The following is a 19,364-nucleotide window of genomic DNA, read 5'->3' on the forward strand; positions in this document are numbered from 1 at the left end:
AAAGGCGACTTCTATTATATTATTTTTAATTATCCGCATTAATGATTAAATTTGCGAACAAAAAAATAAATCTGCCTTAATTATGAATATTTATAAGGATTATATCCAAGAGATTGAAGAACGTAAAAATCAGGGACTTCACCCAAAACCAATCGATAGCGCTGAATTATTAAGCGAAATTATTGCACAAATTAAAGATTTAGATAACGAGTACAGAGAAGATTCTCTTAAATTTTTCATTTACAATACTTTACCAGGAACAACAAGTGCTGCTGGTGAAAAAGCCAAGTTTTTAAAAGAAATTATTCTGGGGCAAGCTGTAGTAAAAGAAATTACACCAACTTTTGCTTTTGAATTATTATCACATATGAAAGGCGGACCTTCTATAGAGGTATTGCTGGATTTAGCTTTAGGAAATGACGCTGCCATTGCAAAAGAAGCAGCTAAAGTTCTTAAAACACAAGTTTTCCTTTATGAGGCTGATACTGACCGTTTAATAGAGGCATTCAAAAACAATAATGCAGTTGCAAAAGAAATCCTTGAAAGTTATGCTCAGGCTGAGTTTTTTACAAAACTTCCAGAAGTAGCAGATACAATTAAAGTAGTTACTTTTATTGCTGGTGAAGGTGATATCTCAACAGATTTACTTTCTCCGGGTAATCAGGCGCACTCACGTTCAGATCGTGAATTACATGGTCAATGTATGATTACGCCTCAAGCGCAGCAAGAAATTAAAGCTTTACAAGCACAACATCCTGATGCAAGTGTAATGTTGATCGCTGAAAAAGGAACAATGGGAGTAGGTTCTTCTAGAATGTCAGGTGTAAACAACGTGGCACTTTGGACAGGAAAACAAGCAAGCCCATATATTCCATTCGTTAATATCGCGCCAATTGTTGGTGGAACAAACGGAATTTCTCCAATTTTCCTAACAACTGTAGATGTTACCGGTGGTATTGGTTTAGACCTTAAAAACTGGGTTAAAAAAGTTGATGCTGATGGAAATGTTATTCGTAACGAAAACGACGAGCCAATCCTAGAGCAAACTTATTCTGTTGAAACAGGTACAGTTTTAACAATCAACATTAAAGAGAAAAAACTTTATAATGGCGATCAGGAATTAATTGACATTTCTAAGGCATTTACGCCTCAAAAAATGGAATTCATTAAAGCTGGTGGTTCATACGCTATCGTGTTTGGTAAAAAACTTCAAACATTAGCAGCGAAAATTTTAAATGTTGAAGCTCCGCTTGTATTTGCTCCATCAAAAGAAATCTCTATTGAAGGACAAGGGCTTACAGCTGTAGAAAAAATCTTTAACAGAAACGCTGTTGGTGTACCCGCAGGTAAAGTATTACACGCTGGTTCTGATGTTCGTGTAGAAGTTAATATTGTAGGTTCACAAGATACTACAGGTCTTATGACTGCTCAGGAATTAGAATCTATGGCGGCAACAGTAATTTCACCAATCGTTGACGGTGCATACCAATCAGGATGTCACACGGCTTCGGTTTGGGATAAAAAAGCGCAGGCAAACATTCCAAAATTGATGAAATTCATGAACGATTTTGGTTTGATCACAGCTCGTGACCCAAAAGGTGTTTATCATGCAATGACAGACGTTATCCATAAAGTACTTAACGATATTACGATTGATGAGTGGGCTATCATTATTGGTGGTGACTCTCATACAAGAATGTCAAAAGGTGTTGCTTTTGGTGCTGATTCAGGAACTGTTGCTCTTGCTCTTGCTACTGGTGAGGCTTCAATGCCAATTCCGGAATCTGTAAAGGTAACATTCAAAGGAGATATGAAAAGTTACATGGATTTCCGTGATGTGGTTCATGCTACACAAGCGCAAATGCTTCACCAATTTGGTGGAGAAAATGTTTTCCAAGGTAGAATTATTGAGGTTCACATTGGAACACTTACTGCTGACCAGGCCTTTACATTTACAGACTGGACTGCAGAGATGAAAGCAAAAGCTTCTATCTGTATTTCTGAAGATGATACTTTAATTGAATCATTGGAAATTGCAAAAGGAAGAATCCAGATCATGATTGATAAAGGTATGGATAATGAAAAACGTGTTCTTCAGGGATTAATCAACAAAGCTGATAAGAGAATTACAGAGATTAAATCTGCAGAGAAACCAGCTTTAACTCCAGATGCAAATGCTAAATATTATGCTGAAGTTGTAGTTGATCTTGATCTGATTGCTGAGCCAATGATTGCTGACCCAGACGTAAATAACGTTGATGTTTCTAAAAGATATACTCACGATACCATCAGACCTCTTTCTTTTTACGGAGGAGTGAAAAAAGTAGATCTTGGATTTATTGGATCTTGTATGGTTCACAAAGGAGATATGAAAATCCTTGCTCAAATGTTGAAAAATGTTGAAGCACAAAACGGTAAAGTTGAATTCAATGCTCCACTAGTTGTTGCGCCGCCTACATATAATATCGTAGATGAGCTTAAAGCTGAAGGTGACTGGGAAGTTTTACAAAAATATTCAGGTTTCGAATTCGACGATAATGCTCCAAAAGGTGCTGCACGTACTGAATATGAAAACATGTTATACTTAGAGCGTCCGGGATGTAACCTTTGTATGGGTAACCAGGAAAAAGCGGCAAAAGGTGATACAGTAATGGCAACTTCAACTCGTCTTTTCCAAGGAAGAGTTGTAGAAGATACTGAAGGTAAAAAAGGAGAGTCATTGCTTTCTTCTACACCAGTTGTAGTTTTATCTACAATTTTGGGTAGAACTCCAACATTAGCTGAATATACAACTGCGGTTGAAGGTATTAACCTGACTAAGTTTGCGCCTTCTAATAAGTCGTTAGTAATGTAATCTTACGATTATTAATATTTCAAAAGCCCGAGTGATAAACTCGGGCTTTTTCTTTTCTGGCACTTCTATTTTTTGTAACTTGTCATGTTCAAAATAAAAAAAACAAAAACAATTATAACTTATGGCTTTTGATATTGAAATGATTAAAAAAGTGTATGAGAACATGCCAGGTCGTGTTGACAAAGCACGCGAGATTGTTGGTCGTCCACTTACTTTAACGGAGAAAATTTTATACAATCACCTTTGGGATGGAAATCCAACAAAGGCGTTTGGAAGAGGAGTTGATTATGTTGATTTTGCACCAGATCGTGTTGCATGTCAGGATGCAACGGCTCAAATGGCATTATTACAATTTATGCACGCTGGAAAATCTAAAGTGGCAGTACCTACAACGGTTCACTGTGATCACTTGATTCAGGCAAAAGTAGACGCTGCAACCGATTTAGCGAGAGCAAAAACACAAAGTAATGAAGTTTTCGATTTCTTATCGTCGGTTTCTAATAAATACGGAATTGGTTTCTGGAAACCGGGAGCAGGAATTATTCACCAGGTAGTGCTTGAAAACTACGCTTTCCCAGGAGGAATGATGATCGGAACCGATTCTCACACGGTAAATGCAGGAGGTTTAGGAATGGTAGCCATTGGTGTTGGTGGAGCTGATGCCGTAGACGTTATGTCGGGTATGGCTTGGGAACTTAAATTTCCTAAATTAATTGGAGTTAAATTAACGGGTAAGTTATCAGGATGGACAGCTCCAAAAGATGTTATTCTTAAAGTTGCCGGAATTCTTACTGTAAAAGGAGGAACTGGTGCAATCGTTGAATATTTTGGAGAAGGCGCAACTTCTATGTCATGTACTGGTAAAGGAACTATTTGTAACATGGGAGCAGAAATTGGAGCTACAACTTCAACTTTTGGTTATGATGATTCTATGAGTCGTTACCTGCGTTCTACAAACAGAGCTGATGTTGCAGAGGCTGCAGATAAAGTGGCTTCTTATTTAACAGGAGATCCAGAAGTTTATGCAAACCCAGAGAAATATTTTGATCAGGTTATCGAAATCAATTTATCTCAATTAGAGCCGCACTTAAACGGTCCTTTTACGCCAGATTTAGCTACTCCAATTTCTAAAATGAAAGAAGAAGCAATCAAAAATAACTGGCCGTTACAAATTCAGGTTGGATTAATTGGTTCTTGTACCAACTCTTCTTACGAAGATATTTCTCGTGCAGCTTCTTTAGCAAGACAAGTTGCAGATAAAAACTTAAAAACAAAAGCCGAGTTTACCATTACTCCGGGTTCAGAAGTAGTTCGTTCAACCATTGAAAGAGACGGATTTATTGATACTTTTCATAAAATTGGAGCAACCGTTTTTGCTAACGCCTGCGGACCATGTATTGGTATGTGGGATAGAGAAGGAGCAGAAAAAGAAGAAAGAAACACAATTGTACACTCTTTCAACCGTAACTTCTCAAAACGTGCAGACGGTAACCCTAATACATTAGCTTTCGTAGGTTCTCCGGAATTAGTAACTGCAATGGCGATTGCCGGAGATTTAGGATTTAATCCATTAACAGATAAATTAATCAACGAAGACGGTGAAGAAGTAATGCTTGATGCTCCAACAGGAGATGAGCTTCCAGCTAAAGGTTTTTATGCCGAAGATCCGGGATTTCAGGCTCCGGCTGCCGATGGTTCAGGCGTTCAGGTTGTAGTTAGTCCTACATCAGAGCGTTTACAATTATTAGCTCCGTTTGATGCTTGGGATGGAAAAAACATTACAGGTGCTAAATTGCTAATCAAAGCATTTGGAAAATGTACTACGGATCATATTTCTATGGCTGGACCATGGTTACGTTTCCGCGGGCACTTAGATAATATTTCTAACAATATGTTGATTGGTGCAGTAAATGCATTTAACCAAAAAACGAACTCGGTTAAAAATCAATTAACAGGACAATACGATGCTGTTCCTGCTGTTGCACGTGCATACAAAGCGGCTGGAGTTCCGTCTATCGTTGTGGGAGATCATAACTATGGTGAAGGTTCATCTCGTGAGCATGCGGCTATGGAACCACGTTTCTTAGGCGTTAAAGCAGTATTAGTAAAATCGTTTGCCCGTATTCACGAAACAAATCTTAAAAAACAAGGTCTTTTAGGATTGACTTTTGCAAACGAAGCAGATTACGATAAAATTCAGGAAAACGATACAATCAACTTTACTGATTTAACTGAATTTGCTCCGGGAAAACCATTAACGTTAGAATTTGTTCACGCAGATGGTACAAAATCAATTATTTTGGCTAATCATACTTATAACGCTGGACAAATTGGATGGTTCGTTGCAGGTTCTGCACTAAACTTAATTGCAGCTGGAAAAGCTTAATCTTTAAGATTTATTATATACCAAAAACGCTCTGTGAAAACAGAGCGTTTTTTATTTGTACTAAAGAAAATAAGCTTATTAATTAGTTTTAGCCAAATCTGATTCCTGATATAAAGTTTTAATCCGATTTGGTTTCGTTCTTTCAAATTCTTCAATTGAAATACTATAGGTTTTATCAGATGGTGTTTTAGAATAATCAGTATAAGTATAGCCGCCAATGATGTACAATTTATCATTGTAAAAATGCAATGCACTAAATTTTAAAGGAAGATCAACGAGATATTCTTTTAATACTTTTGATTTTGTATCATAGACGTACATTTTTTGGTCTTCAAAAAAGTAGATGATATTATCATGATAAGTAATAGCGGGTCTTTCCATACTCGAAAAAAGATGACCTTCTGTCTGCCATTTTTCGGAAACTAAATCAAAAGTTTCAATTTCTGATAAAGGCTTTCCATTATTTCCTCCAATTAAAAATATTTGATCACCAATTAGGATTCCATTTACTTCTTTCGCTGTTGACATATTTGAAAGTTCGTACCAATAACCCGTCCCAATATTGTATAAATGCACTTTATTGGTAAAATCTTTTTTACCGCTTTCGGTCATTTTTACAGAACCGCCCATTACAATAATGTTATCTTTATAGGTAAATGAAGCAAAATCAGCAGCCTGATGCGGATTCGTATTATCAACTTTTATGGTTTGTTTAGTAAGGTCGAAAACCTCGATTTGATCTTGTAAATATTCAAATTTACCATTTACAGAAATTCTTTTTCCGCCTAATACATAAATGGAATTGTCATATAAATGAATATTGTGATGCGCTCTTTTTGTGAATTTAATTGGTGAAATCTCCCAGATATCATTCTTGATGTCGTAAGCAGCAAAATCTCCTTTGTAAAATAGAAAAGTAGCATTTCGACTTAATTCATCCTGAAGGTCTTTTAATGTAGGCTCTACTTTTTCTGCGGCGAGTTTCTTCCAGGAATCAGCTTCGCGGGATCCATTTCCGCCAATTACATAAATTTTGCCATCTTTTAAAAATGATCCAAAAGAGAAAATAGGATTTTTGAGAGATGCTAATAACTCATAATTTAATTTTGATTTTAGCTTTAACTCATGATTAGCTTTGATCGTTAATTCCGATAAATCTTCAGTCTTTTGTTTTAAAATAACTTTAAAATTTGCTTCTCTAAGCTTATTTACGGTGATTTTGGTTGTCTTGTAACTAATGTGAGAGAATTGTAAAGTATCGTTTTCACGAAAGTTCAATCCGTCTTTTAAACTAAATTGCCCGTTTTTATCGGTTAAAGCCGTTGTGTTTTTAGATAAATAAAAAACATTCACATCTTGAACAGGTTGATTATCGACAGAAATAACAATTCCTTTTAATTCTTGAGCAATTGAAAATATTGGAAATAGAAGAAAAATAAAAAGTAGTTTTTTCACAAGTTTTAAGGTTAAGTTATTTTCAGTTTTTGCAAATTCTATGAATATTATTAAAAAACTGCGGTTCAAAAAGTTGGCTCAATTTTTATGCCGAGCTTGTTAATTTGAAGTAAATTAGTTGTTAAAAAAGGTTTGTTTTTTAGTTTAAAAAGTTAAATTCGCCTTTTAGGTAATATATTCGCGCTTTTTTGAGTTTAAAATAGTATCTAAACTTAAAAAAGGAGTAATAAACTTTAATAGGTAAATATGGTTTTTAGATTAATTATAGTATTGTTTTTTTTCAGTGTTGGAGCTTTTTCTCAGGAAAAATTTATCAAACATAAAATCTCAAAAGGAGAAAACCTTACTGTAATTGCTAAAAAATACGGATTAAAAGCTAAAGATATTAAAGAAGCAAATCCAGATGCGCCTAAAGTTTTAAAACTCAATTCGATTTTATTAATTCCGAATAAAAACGCAAAGTCTCCACAAAATACTCCTCAAACAGTTGCCAATAATAACCCCGGTTCACATGAAGTTTTGCAAAAAGAAACACTTTGGGGAATATCAAAAAAATATAATGTTTCTGTTGATGATTTGAAAAAAGCAAATCCTACATTAGAAACAGAAGGATTGAAAATAGGTCAGCAAATTATAATTCCATCAAATAGTAGTTTAACAGTTTCTGAGAGTACAGTAAAAAACCCCGAACCTGAAAAAACAGAAATAGTTCCTTCTACAGATGTTGACTTAGTTGTAGAAGTCCAGCCAAAAGAAACAAAATACGCAATAGCAAAGAAATACGGAATAACGGTAAAAGAATTAGAACGTCAAAATCCATTTATAAAAGGGAAACTTCCAGTTGGATACGTTTTAAAAATAAGGACAACTAAAGAAAAAGCTGATGCATTAAACGCAGTAAGTTCTCCAGTGCCTCAATTAGAAAATCCAACTACTGCACCTACAACTCAAATTGCAGATAATACAGTAGTCATAAAAAAGGATTCAACTTTTGTTTACAATGGCAATCACTCTGATTTAATTGATCAATTGATTCTAAATGCAACAGAAAATATCGGAACCCGTTACCGTTCTGGCGGAACTACAAAAGCAGGTTTTGATTGCTCAGGTTTAATGTTCTGTACCTTCGGAAATTTTGATATAAAACTGCCAAGAAGCTCCATCGAGCAATCTCGCATTGGTACAAAAGTAGCTACTACAGAAGCGCAAAAAGGAGATTTAATTTTCTTTAAAACTAACGGAAGACGCCATATAAATCACGTCGGAATGGTAGTTGAAAATGCTGACGGTGAAATCAAATTTGTTCATTCTTCGACTCATGGGGGTGTTATGATTTCTTCAACCAAAGAAGCTTATTACCAAAGAGCTTTTTCACAAATCAATCGTATTTTAGAATAAAAAATAGCTGGTAAGCTGTTTCTTTAATTCTTCAATTGGAAAGGGTTTATTTAAAAAATCCTTCACGTATATATTGTCTTTTATTCGGTTGATTTCTTCCTGATCTAAAGTAGAAGACATTACGAAAATCTGAATTTCGTTTTTAATTTCTTCGTTTAGAGTTTCGAATATATCCAGAAATTCAAAACCGTTCATTATCGGCATCTGGATATCTAATAAAATAATTAAAGAGTGGCAGATTTTTTTATTTTTAATAATCCACTGCAAGCCCTCAAGTCCATTATTGGCAACAAAAATCTGATCGATATCCAGAACTTTTTTCAGCAGTTTTTTTGTAACAAGCTGATCAATTAAATTGTCTTCAATTAATAGAAATAAAGGTTTAAGCTCCATAAGAAGTTGGTATTGTTACAATAAATTTACTTCCAATATTGCTTTCAGAAAACACCGAAATATTTCCTTTAATGTTTTCTACCGCTTCTTTAACGATATAAAGACCTAACCCTGAGCCTTTATTTTTGTTTGTTCCAAAATACATTTCAAAAATATAATCCTTGCAGTCGTCGTTAATTCCAATTCCATTATCAGAGACCTCAATATTGTTAAAACCTTCGTGTATATAAGTTTTAATCGAAATAAACATTTCTTGTTTGGTGTTATCAGCGTACTTGATAGCGTTAGAAAGTAAATTGCTGATAATGATTTTTAAACGCAGGCCGTCACTTTCAATTTTGTCAACTAATAATTCCTGTGTAAAAGTTATTTTGCTGGCATTTTCAATATGCATCAATTGCGAAATAGCTTCATTAAAAATCTCCTGCAGACTTACAGGTTCCATAATAATTTGTTTCCTTTTATTTTTAGAATAGTCAATAATATCGCTGATAAACTGATCTTGTTTCGCAAGACTCTGATACATCAAACGCAGATAATCTCTTATTTGATCAACATCATCTTCCAGCTGTGTAATTTCAATCAAGCCTTTTAAAGAAGTTATAGGTGATCTTAAATCATGCGAAGCACTGTATACAAAACGATCTAACTCGTTATTTGCTAAAATTAGATTTTCATTTTTAACCTCAATTTCCTTTTTGGAAACAATCAAACGTTTTACCATTATCGAATAATAAGAACAAACACTTAAAATGATTATTAAAGTGAAAATAAAATTAGTAATGATAAGCAAGTTTTTGATTTTACGAGTTCCTTCTCCTAGCGTACTGGAAAAATTACGTTCGTTAATAGTAAGTTTAGCGCTAATACTGCTTATTTGGTGAAGAAAACTTATTTGATCTGCATCTGTTAAAGTATTATGCTGGATTTTAGCATTAACTTGAGTTCCAATAATAAAAAGTTTCTCGATTAAAGCATCCCCTTGTTCCCATTCATGAATAGCTTTTGCTAAAAACGGAACATTTTTAAAATTAACAAACAACCAAACTAGATCATCTAAATCATCTTTATGATTTCGACCAATTGTAAAACCCTGCCTTGCTACTTTATTGTCACCGGCTTTTAAAAGTGTTTTTCTGGCAATACCATCGCCTTGAGGCACTTTTAGTTCTTCTAGATATAGTTTATACTGATTTGGATCTTTGTTGTATAGATAGGTAATAAGATGAAGTGAAGCATCTTTTTGCCCTTTAGAATAATGAGATTCTCCGTTTACATATGCCCTGTTAGCAGATAATATTTTGATCGTTAAAAAGTTGATGCAAATTAACAATGCACATGAAATAAAAACGATCAAAATTAAAATAAAAACATTAGGCAAACGAAAGCTCTTTAAAGATCGAATCTTGTCTATGATTTTCATATTAGTAGGTTAATATTAATATCCGGTCTATATCAAGCTTGTATGATTTTCTCTTTTTAGAATAGTATTGAGGCTGACTATTTTAAAGATTAAAAATAAACAATTGTTAATAAAAATACTTAAATTTTAAGACTTATTGAGTCTTTTACCAAATTTAGTAAAAAATATGAATCTTTTTACAAGCGGTTGTTTTTTTCTTATTTATTTTTATATTTAAAATTTAAACAATTGATAATTAAAATTTTATGTTTGTTTTAAATAATTGTAAATTTAAAAACAACATTTGATTGTTACTTTATTTGATGAAAAATGTTATAGTAAAGCATGATTTTTTGTTTAATAGTATAAAATAAAAAACTGCAAAAAATATTTGCAGTTTAATGTATTGTAATACAGGAATATTAGAAATAAAAGTTAATCAATTTAAATAATAATAGAACGCTTTCCTGTTATCTTATCATTAGATGAAGTCTCCCAAGAAACCCCAGATGCTGGAACTGCTCGTTCACGTCCCCAGATTCTAATTGCTTCAATCTTTTCTGGAGCGGTTTTACTTAGTGGAACAATGTTTTTAAAACATTTTTCGAAAAGATTATCATCTACAAGATTATCTCCATGAATCACGGCCTGAATAGCAACATCTCTTACCGCACCTTCAATATCCGAACCTGCAAATCCATCCGAAATTTCAACAAGTTGATTTAATGTAGCTGGTGAAGGCTGGGTTAATAAATTACGATTTATATAAAGATTTATAATATCTTTCCTTTCGATCTCTCCGGGTAAGTCAACAAAAAATAACTCATCAAAACGCCCTCTTCGTAATAGTTCAGGAGGTAATTTACTAACGTCATTTGCTGTAGATACCACAAAAACTTTTGCCATACTTTCCTGCAGCCAAAATAAAAACTGTCCAACCATTCTTGTTGAAGTCCCTCCGTCATTTGATCCAGTTGCACCAGAAAGGCCCTTTTCAATTTCGTCAATCCACAGTACGCAAGGTGCGGCATTATCTGCAGATGCTAACGCTTCTTTTAGTCGGTTTTCAGATTGTCCGAGATATTGTCCCTGAATAGCAGCAAGATCAAGACGATATAATGGAAGGTTCCAATTTGCAGCAATAAATTTGGCAGATAAAGACTTACCGCATCCAGGAACTCCTACAAGTAAAACACCTCTTGGATGTCGCATTTTTCTCGCTTTTAAGTCTGCTGTTAAAAGTTGTTTTTGATTATCCAGCCAATGTTGTAATCCTGTCAATCCTGCAACGGATAGAGTAGAAGAGTCAATTTTTACCTTTTCCAGACCTGATATATCACTAAATAATTTGTCTTTGGCATTACTTAATTCTTTAATATCTTCTTTGGTTAAAGAACCTTTGGCCATTTGAGTTGCTAAAACATTTTCGGCCTCTATTTTGGTCATATTTGCTAAAATAGCTGCAGCCATTTTATAATCTGTTTCATCCCATTCGAGCGGAATAGAACCTTTATAAGGAGTAACACATTCTTTAACAACTTCTAACATTTCATCTTCGTTAGGCGCATCCAGTGTAATGGTCATTCCTAATCGCTGTAATTGAGGCCAAATAGATTTGGTGGTAATTAAACAAATACTTCCACCTCTTTCAATAGCCTGAACTACACAATCATAAAGATGTCTCGAAACTAAATTATCATCTTCAATATCACTTACTTCAGTAAAAACAAATGTCAAATTTTGTCTTTGCGAAATATTTTGAACGGCATAGTCTAAACCACCGGCAACTGAGCGATCATCGTTGACACTTTTTTTTGTTTTAATATCAATAGTTCCTTGAGATAAATTATGATAATAAATGGGAATATTGATTTCTTCTGCTAATTGTTGAATAACTTCCAGTACTCTTGCCCGCTCTATACTTTTGATAGATATAAAAGGTATTCTTGCTCTAAACATTCGCAAAAGCGAAGTTTTGAATTCTGATTTGTTTGCCATCTAGAATATTATTTTTCTGCCCGTTGAAGCGGTTGTTTCACTACTATTTTTTTGATCCGACTTGATTTCTGTAGAAATTGTATTGAATTGAAAAGAATTTAGTAACATTAATATTTTTTCATTTTTTGAAGTGTTAGAATTATTCTTTTTTAATGATGTTCTAATTTCAGTAATAAAATCCTCCAGATCTTTTTTTAATGTTTTTCTTAAATCTTCAGGTAGACCCTGTATGCTGATAAAACGATCTAACAGAATAAGGTTTTGTTTCCCGTTTCTTAAGGCAATTTCAAAATCATCCTCGGTTTTCAGATTTTGTAATTGAAAAGATCTTTGAAATTTATCCAGCCAATTTTGTTTCCGTTTTTTATATACTTCTTCAATTTTCGAATAAAAACGATTAGCAGTTCCGGCATCAATTAAAAATGTCCCATTGTTTAATTGATCTAAAACTGAATCGTCACCATTTGCAAATTGATTAAGTAGATTTACCCATTCAGAATATGTTGTTGGACCATTTATCATTGGGCTTTAATTCTGGGATTAATAAATTGATTTGGAGGTACAATATCCCATTCTGGAAATTTTGCGTTCTGTAATTCGGCTTCCGTTCTGCCTTGAAAAAGATTTGGCTTAATGCTGATTTCTTTTTTCAATTCTTGCATGTTATCTTCAGATTCTTCTGAATGATTATCTAAAATTATTTTTGTCATGATTGATTTTTTTGAAATTAAATAATATTTCTAGCTGTTTCGTGTGATACGCTTGAAAAATCTTCTGGAGTAATTGATGCAATAAGAGCTCTTACTTGTTCTGCCTTACTGTCTTCTGTAGTGTGTTCTATTCTATAGTCAACCGTTTCGGCAATACAGCCTCTTAAAACTTCTTTTGCTTTTTGTTTTCGCTCTTCCACATTTTCAATAACTCTATTTTTGGCTTTCTTATATGTCGAAACCGAATTCCAGATTATAACGCCGCCAATTCCACAACCTAGAATTCCAACTATTGCATGAAGACTAAAAGCCCATAAACCAAGAAAACAAATTAATACTCCAATAATTATGGCTGCATAAGGAAAAGAGATTTTGCCTAATTCTGTTTCTAAAATTTTATCATAATAAGATTCCTGTTCTTTTAAAAGCTCATTTTCTTCACTTCCATCTTTTGTAGAGGCTTTAAAATCATCAATTGAAAGTTCAATATATTGAGGGATGTTATTTCTACTTTGAGCAGTAAAGGTGTCGTATGCTTCTAATATCCAAGGCTGACTTATTGAAACTGCAAGAGCCTGGGTTACTTTAGTTGCTCCGGATAATTCAGGATTAAAGGATGCATTTGTCAAAAGTTGTAAAAAATCTACCTTTTCATCAAAAATATGTTTTTCGGCATCCATTAAAGATTGGGCAGCATTTTTGTCACCATCCATTTGAATAATAAGTTGGTTTAGTCTTACTTGCTCTTGTAATGGCAACTCTTCATCATCAAAGTTGGTAACAAGCAGAGATAAAATTTCATCTAATTGTACCTTAATTCCTTTTGAAAAATCAGCAGATGAAGAAATGATATTTTTAAAATGTGTATTTAAAATATCATGTGTTTTGGCTTCTTTTAAGGAATTTTCAAGTGAATTCCAATTGCTTGAAAATTTTTCTAATAAAGGATATTTACCTTCAGATAAAGGACCTAATGCTGTAAAAAAATTAACCCATTGCGATTTTTGTTCATTTATAAATTGATCACCTTGTGTAAGTTGATCAAGCCAGTTTTTAACATTCACCATCATTAGTTGTCTTGCAGCTGGCGGGAATACTCCTGTAGTAACTGCTTCAAGAATGATAATGAATTCTCTATCAAGATTATGTGGATTTTGATGCATAAAATAACGCTCAAGCCATTTCAAACTTGCCTCATTTCTTGTCAATCTTCGCATGACCATCATGAAGAAAAGTGTAGTTTTGTAATCATCTCTTTTTAAAGCTTCATTCAAAGCTTTTTCGGTAGTGCTTTTATCGTTTCGTATCCAGGCGGTTAAAGAAACTAATGCAGGTGCTAACCAATATCCAGGTGCTTTTATCATTACTTCTTCGGTTGTAAATCTTAAAGTATCTTCACCTATTACACCTGTGTCAACACCTTGTAAGATACCTGTTGCCATTCTTCTGACTTCGGCATAATAACCAAATCTAATTTGCAGGTCTTGTTTTAAATTTCCTTGGCGCGTTTCTGCAAGCTGTAATGATTTGTGTTTTATATCAGCTTCTACAAAATCAGCAAAAGAATCTGCTAGTTTTACCAACTCACTTTCTAATTGATCTTGTTTGAAATTTAATGTTCCTAATTCAGAATGAACTCCTTTCATATCTGAACTAATTGACCTTAACGCACTATTTATAATCGAAAGGTCTGCATATGAGATTACTTGTTGAGACATAGTTATTTGTTTATTAATGTTATAGTTTTGTTGCTGTTCCGTCTTCTCTTATTAAAATGATTTTGTCTTTATAAATTTCAACCATAGCATAAGCATTATGCTTAGCAACAGATCGTGCTTTTTCGAATTCAGCTTCCATTGTTTCGGTAATCTTGTAGTGCTTAATAATTTGACTTCCGCTTAAATCCAATGTGTGTACTTCATATGGATGCCCTAAAAAACATTTAGAAAGAATTCCCAATGGTAAATTAGAAAGTTCAGCCGTACCAAATTCTTCCTGAATAGCTTTTATAAGCTCATCCATTCCTTTTGTATCAGTTAATGTTTTAGCATCTAATCCCGCAATAAGATCAAGATATTTTTTTGAGCGTTTTTTTAAAAGATCTCGATCACTAATGAAACCATTTGTTAAGCTTTGCTTATCTGTGCTAAAATTTATATTGTCGTTTTGTAAAATGATTCTAGCCATGTTATTATTGAATTTTTTTAAGTTTTCGATTTTCAAATGTAAATAGCTCAATAAGTTATATTTTATGGAAAACCGTAATTGAAGTTTTTATTCAAAAAAAGTTCTTATGGAAAAGTTTGCGTAAGGGATAGAAACGGCATCCTTTTATGGTGGGGTTCACCATAAAAGATAGAGTGGATAGCCCGACCCGGAGGGATACGCCCAAAATATTTTTAATAACCTAAAATTTATAACAGAAAATCTAAAATTTCAGAAAAAAGTATATCTTTAACCAACCCAAAAACCAAAAAAATGCAAGAAGAAAACCAAGAACACTTTAAAAGAGAACTAGGATTATTAGACGGAACCATGCTTGTAGTGGGTTCTATGATTGGATCTGGAATATTTATTGTAAGTGCTGACATCGCCAGGCAAGTTGGATCTGCCGGATGGCTTACTTTAATTTGGCTGATTTCAGGATTAATTACCATTATCGCAGCCGTAAGTTATGGCGAATTAAGTGCAATGTTCCCAAAAGCCGGAGGACAATATGTATACTTAAAAGAAGCTTACAACAAATTAATTGCCTTTTTATACGGCTGGAGTTTTTTCGCCGTAATTCAAACCGGAACAATCGCAGCGGTTGGAGTAGCTTTCTCAAAATTTGCTGCTTATCTATACGAACCTTTGAGTGATGAAAATATACTTTATGAAATTGGTTCATTTAAACTAAATGCAGCGCAGTTAGTATCGATTTTTACGATTATTTTATTGACTTATATTAACAGTCGCGGGGTTAAAAACGGAAAAATTCTTCAAACCGTTCTTACGATTATCAAAATTTTATCATTGCTGGGATTAATTGTTTTTGGATTAACGCTTGCTGCAAAAGCTTCGGTTTGGGATGCCAACTGGGCAGATGCATGGAATACACGTTCGTTTAATAAAGAAACAGGTTCTTGGTTTCCAATTGGTGGAACGGCTTTAATTACAGGAATTTCTGCAGCAATGGTTGGATCTTTATTTTCAAGTGATGCCTGGAACGGTGTTACTTTTATTGCAGGAGAAATTAAAAATCCAAAACGTAACGTAGGTTTCAGTTTATTTCTTGGAACTTTTATTGTAACGATTATTTATGTATTAACCAATATCATGTATTTGGCTGTAATTCCGTTAGACGAAATCGCAACAGCAAAATCTGATCGTGTAGCAGTTGTAGCTTCACAATATATTTTCGGAAATATTGGAACGTTGATTATTGCAATCATGATTATGATTTCGACTTTTGCCTGCAACAACGGATTAATTATGGCTGGTGCGAGAGTTTATTATACAATGGCAAAAGATGGTTTGTTCTTTAAAAAAGCTGCTGTTTTAAATGAATCAAGTGTTCCTGCATGGGCACTTTGGGCGCAATGTATCTGGGCTTCGGCTTTGTGTTTGACTGGAAAATACGGTGATTTATTAGATTTCGTAATCATTATCGTTTTGATTTTCTATATTTTAACAATTTACGGAATCTTTATTTTGCGTAAAAAAATGCCAGATGCAGAAAGACCTTATAAAGCTTTCGGATATCCATTTTTACCAATGTTATATATTATAATAGCGGCGGCAATTTGTGTTTCATTATTAATCACAAAATTCTCAACCTGCGGATGGGGAGTTTTAATTATGCTAACAGGAATTCCGGTTTACTACTTAACAAAACCAAAAGAATAGTTTTTTTGTTTCAAGTTTGAGGTTTCAAGTTTCAAACTTTATAAATAAAAAAAGCGCCTTGAGATTATCAAGGCGCTTTTTTTGTACAGCAAATTTATAATCAAAAATAAAATTCTTCAAAAAGTTTGATTAATGTGCCCACGGATTTTGCGGATTAAACGGGTTCACGCCGTCTTTTTTTATTATGCGATTCAAAAATAATAACCAGTGAAAACCCGTTTAATCTGTAAAATCCATGGGCAAAATTAAGAATTAAAGACCTTTTAAATCGTTATTAATTCTTTCTTCTGTAGGTCTTAGGAAAATAAGATATATGATAATAAGGATTCCGAATAATACGAAATCAGGTTTTAAAAATAAGATTAAAAAAGCAGCGCCTTCCAGAACTGCCCATCTCATTATTGATGCTGTTTGATAAATGGGTAATTTGTCTTCCGTTTTCAGTTTTGGATCAATTTGTTTTAATTGTGATTTGAATAAAAAAGTACTCAAAACAAAGGCTAAAACGGGAATAAAAACATACACCAATGATGATGAATCAATATTGGGAATATTTAGTTTTTCAACAGAAAGTTCACCTAAAAAGAAATAAGCGACAATTGTTCCTGCACAAATGGCAAGGTGAATAATTTGAAGGGTTTTGATTTTTTCGGTCATGATTTGGTTTTTTATGCAAGGTAAAATTAAATAGAATATAAATATAAAACTTTATATTTTCGTGTTTTTGGTGGCAAAAAAGCAGCAGATAAAAACAAAAAAGGCACTACATAATGCAGTGCCTTTATACGTAAAAATCTATGAATGTTATAAATAATTATATAACAACAGCTTCAGTAGATGATTTTATAGTTGAATTAATAATAGATATTGTAAGCGGGTCTGATTCTCCGGAGAAAAAAGCATCTAAAATTTCCTGAAATATCGGATTCGTATTTTCGGCCATTGAAAAAAGCGTCATTGAAGAACGTAATTTTCGAGCATCTAAATCGCCCAAAATCCCGTCAGCTGATTTCCTTTTAAAAGTCAATAAAATTTCAGAAATTTCAATAAGATGTTTTCCTAAAATAGGATGCTCCAAAAATTCTGAAGCTTCTTTTAGATCGGCAATCGCATAAAGATTTGAAGTATCACTAGTACCCAATCCTTTAATCTGAGGAAAAATAAACCACATCCAGTGTGTTTCTTTTTTTCCTTTTTTGATCTCAGCAAGGGCAGTAAGATAAAGTTTATTTTGCGCATCTAAGAAACGCGATAAATCATTGTTTGAATAAGCCATTTTGGTATTATATTTTAAAAAAGGGTTGCAAAACTAGTAAAAAAGAAAGGGTCTGCCTAATAAAACCTTCATACAATCAGTATTTTAACTTTTTTCGACAGAATTTTCCTCATCGTTATTAAATGGTGAAAAAACTCATTTTGAATTGTTTATAAATCATACACTACGTTTGGTTTGTCTAAAAGTAAGGTTGATTCTGGGTAAAACATTCCGTGCCGTTTTAGGAACCTGATGCTGCCAAAAACTGTTTGTTGTTCCCGCCATCAGCAAAAAAGATCCATGATGCAGCGGAATTTCGACCTGCGGAATATCTTTATTAAATTTATGACGAAGCCTGAACATTCTGGTTTCTCCAAAAGTCACCGAAGCAATAACCGGGTTTGGGCCCGTATTGTGTTCTTTATCGCTGTGCCAGCCCACGCCATCATTTCCATCTCTGTATAAATTAAGCAAAACGGTATTAAAATCCAGCTGTGTTTCTTTTTCTACACGGCCTCTAATCTTTAGTAATTCATAATTCCAGTCGGGACCTTTTGGGTCTGCTCCGGGATTATCTTTGTCTTCATACCAGGCGATCATTCTGGGAACCGTATAGGTTTTATCGTAAATTTCCATTTCGTATTCTCTCCATTTTGTTTTACGAAGCAGTCTTTCATAAAAACGATCAGATTCTTCTTTAGTGAAGAAATTATCAATCAAAATCAATTCAGAATCAGGGATGTCAAATACTTTTTTTCCTGCCAAACCTGCGGTAAATAATTCGGTGTCGTTAAATAATGTCATTTTCCATTTATTTTTTGTCAATTTCAATCCAAACAGGAGCATGATCGCTTGTTTTTTCCCAGCCTCGCACATGACGGTCAACACCACCCGAACGTAATACTGAAGCTATTTGCGGACTCAGTAAAAAATGATCAATTCTTAAACCGGCATTTCGTTCGTAAGCATTTCTGAAATAATCCCAAAAAGTGTAAATTTTCTCGTCAGGGTATAATTTCCGAATCGCATCTGTCCAACCTAGCGAAACTATAGCCGCAAAAGCTTTTCGAACCTCGGGTCTGAAAAGCGCATCGTTAACCCATTTTTCGGGTTTATAAACATCTAATTCCGTTGGCATAACATTAAAATCACCAATCAAGATTACGGGAATTTTTAGACTTAATAAAGTTTCTGCGCGTTCATGCAAACGATCAAACCATTTCAGTTTATATTCAAATTTAGGTCCCGGCAAAGGATTTCCGTTTGGAAGATAAAGACAGGCAATTACGATTCCATTAATCAAAGCTTCGATATAACGGCTTTGAACATCTTCATCATCTCCCGGAAGAATGCGGGTTACTTCTTCAATCTCCATGTTTCGAGCCAGAATTGCAACACCATTCCATTGTTTTTGTCCGTGCCAAATCGCATTGTAACCGGCATCATTAATCGCCTTAAGCGGAAAATTATCCTGTGGCGCTTTTAATTCCTGCAGGCACACAATATCTGGAGCAGCTTCATCAAGCCAGCGTAATAATACAGGCAGGCGACCGTTGATTCCGTTTACGTTATATGTTGCTATTTTCATGGTACATTTAATTAGTTGTATTATTAAATTTACTGAT

At 33.8% G+C, this 19,364-nt stretch carries 16 protein-coding genes; 4 read left to right on the top strand and 12 right to left on the bottom strand.

From position 1 onward, the window contains the following. Nucleotides 1-82: 82 nt before the first annotated feature. Nucleotides 83-2,854, top strand: a complete 2,772-nt coding sequence (locus B3C18_RS00105; protein ID WP_291140489.1) for a bifunctional aconitate hydratase 2/2-methylisocitrate dehydratase — start codon at nt 83-85, stop codon at nt 2,852-2,854. Nucleotides 2,855-2,975: 121 nt separating this feature from the next. Next, nucleotides 2,976-5,240: an aconitate hydratase gene (locus B3C18_RS00110; RefSeq protein ID WP_291140492.1), complete on the top strand. Its 2,265-nt coding sequence runs from the start codon at nt 2,976-2,978 to the stop codon at nt 5,238-5,240. A 78-nt stretch (nt 5,241-5,318) separates the two neighbouring features. Here the strand turns inward: B3C18_RS00110 and B3C18_RS00115 are convergent, their stop codons facing one another. Next, nucleotides 5,319-6,695: a Kelch repeat-containing protein gene (locus tag B3C18_RS00115; protein WP_291140494.1), complete on the bottom strand. Its 1,377-nt coding sequence runs from the start codon at nt 6,693-6,695 to the stop codon at nt 5,319-5,321. Nucleotides 6,696-6,941: 246 nt separating this feature from the next. Here B3C18_RS00115 and B3C18_RS00120 point away from each other — a divergent pair, with 246 nt between their 5' ends. Continuing rightward, on the top strand, nt 6,942-8,093 hold the full coding sequence (locus tag B3C18_RS00120) for a C40 family peptidase (RefSeq protein WP_291140497.1): 1,152 nt from the start codon (nt 6,942-6,944) through the stop codon (nt 8,091-8,093). On the opposite strand, the gene B3C18_RS00125 is transcribed toward B3C18_RS00120, so the two are convergent. The 7 genes from B3C18_RS00125 to B3C18_RS00155 all read right to left on the bottom strand — a co-directional run bounded on the left by B3C18_RS00125 (nt 8,085) and on the right by B3C18_RS00155 (nt 14,783). After that, nucleotides 8,085-8,486, bottom strand: coding sequence for a response regulator (locus tag B3C18_RS00125; RefSeq protein WP_291140500.1), 402 nt, complete (start codon nt 8,484-8,486; stop codon nt 8,085-8,087). The two genes, B3C18_RS00120 and B3C18_RS00125, sit on opposite strands and share 9 nt — an antisense overlap. Further along, entirely contained in the window at nt 8,476-9,909 is a 1,434-nt protein-coding gene (locus B3C18_RS00130; protein WP_291140503.1) for a sensor histidine kinase, read from the bottom strand. Before B3C18_RS00130 ends, B3C18_RS00125 begins: the two co-directional genes overlap by 11 nt. A 423-nt stretch (nt 9,910-10,332) precedes the next feature. Beyond that, nucleotides 10,333-11,886: an ATP-binding protein gene (locus B3C18_RS00135; RefSeq protein WP_291140506.1), complete on the bottom strand. Its 1,554-nt coding sequence runs from the start codon at nt 11,884-11,886 to the stop codon at nt 10,333-10,335. Further along, nucleotides 11,887-12,408 (bottom strand): hypothetical protein, encoded by a 522-nt coding sequence (locus tag B3C18_RS00140; protein WP_291140509.1) that lies wholly within the window; start codon nt 12,406-12,408, stop codon nt 11,887-11,889. Then, on the bottom strand, nt 12,405-12,596 hold the full coding sequence (locus B3C18_RS00145; protein ID WP_291140512.1) for a hypothetical protein: 192 nt from the start codon (nt 12,594-12,596) through the stop codon (nt 12,405-12,407). The genes B3C18_RS00140 and B3C18_RS00145 overlap by 4 nt, the downstream gene beginning before the upstream one ends. Nucleotides 12,597-12,613: 17 nt before the next feature. Next, nucleotides 12,614-14,314, bottom strand: coding sequence for a hypothetical protein (locus tag B3C18_RS00150; RefSeq protein ID WP_291140515.1), 1,701 nt, complete (start codon nt 14,312-14,314; stop codon nt 12,614-12,616). A 19-nt stretch (nt 14,315-14,333) separates the two neighbouring features. Beyond that, nucleotides 14,334-14,783, bottom strand: a complete 450-nt coding sequence (locus B3C18_RS00155) for a hypothetical protein (RefSeq protein WP_291140518.1) — start codon at nt 14,781-14,783, stop codon at nt 14,334-14,336. 291 nt (nt 14,784-15,074) lie between these two features. Between B3C18_RS00155 and B3C18_RS00160 the strand changes: the two genes are divergently transcribed. After that, the gene (locus tag B3C18_RS00160) at nt 15,075-16,484 is read left to right on the top strand and encodes an APC family permease (protein ID WP_291140521.1); all 1,410 of its coding nucleotides are present in this window, start codon (nt 15,075-15,077) and stop codon (nt 16,482-16,484) included. Between the two features lie 252 nt (nt 16,485-16,736). Here B3C18_RS00160 and B3C18_RS00165 read toward each other — a convergent pair whose 3' ends face one another. From B3C18_RS00165 to xth, 4 genes are all read right to left on the bottom strand, one after another. Then, nucleotides 16,737-17,141 carry an MFS transporter gene (locus B3C18_RS00165; RefSeq protein WP_291140524.1) on the bottom strand — a complete coding sequence of 135 codons (405 nt, stop codon included), beginning with the start codon at nt 17,139-17,141 and terminating at the stop codon, nt 16,737-16,739. Between the two features lie 157 nt (nt 17,142-17,298). Next, nucleotides 17,299-17,760, bottom strand: a complete 462-nt coding sequence (locus tag B3C18_RS00170) for a DUF1810 domain-containing protein (protein WP_291140527.1) — start codon at nt 17,758-17,760, stop codon at nt 17,299-17,301. A 156-nt stretch (nt 17,761-17,916) separates the two neighbouring features. After that, a complete protein-coding gene (locus B3C18_RS00175; protein WP_291140530.1) occupies nt 17,917-18,543 on the bottom strand; it encodes an alpha-ketoglutarate-dependent dioxygenase AlkB family protein in 627 nt (208 codons plus the stop codon). A gap of 7 nt (nt 18,544-18,550) precedes the next feature. Next, the gene (gene xth / locus B3C18_RS00180; protein ID WP_291140533.1) at nt 18,551-19,327 is read right to left on the bottom strand and encodes an exodeoxyribonuclease III; all 777 of its coding nucleotides are present in this window, start codon (nt 19,325-19,327) and stop codon (nt 18,551-18,553) included. Nucleotides 19,328-19,364: the final 37 nt, after the last annotated feature.

It is taken from the genome of Flavobacterium sp. UBA7680, from assembly GCF_002482975.1.
Classification (GTDB): Bacteria; Bacteroidota; Bacteroidia; order Flavobacteriales; family Flavobacteriaceae; genus Flavobacterium.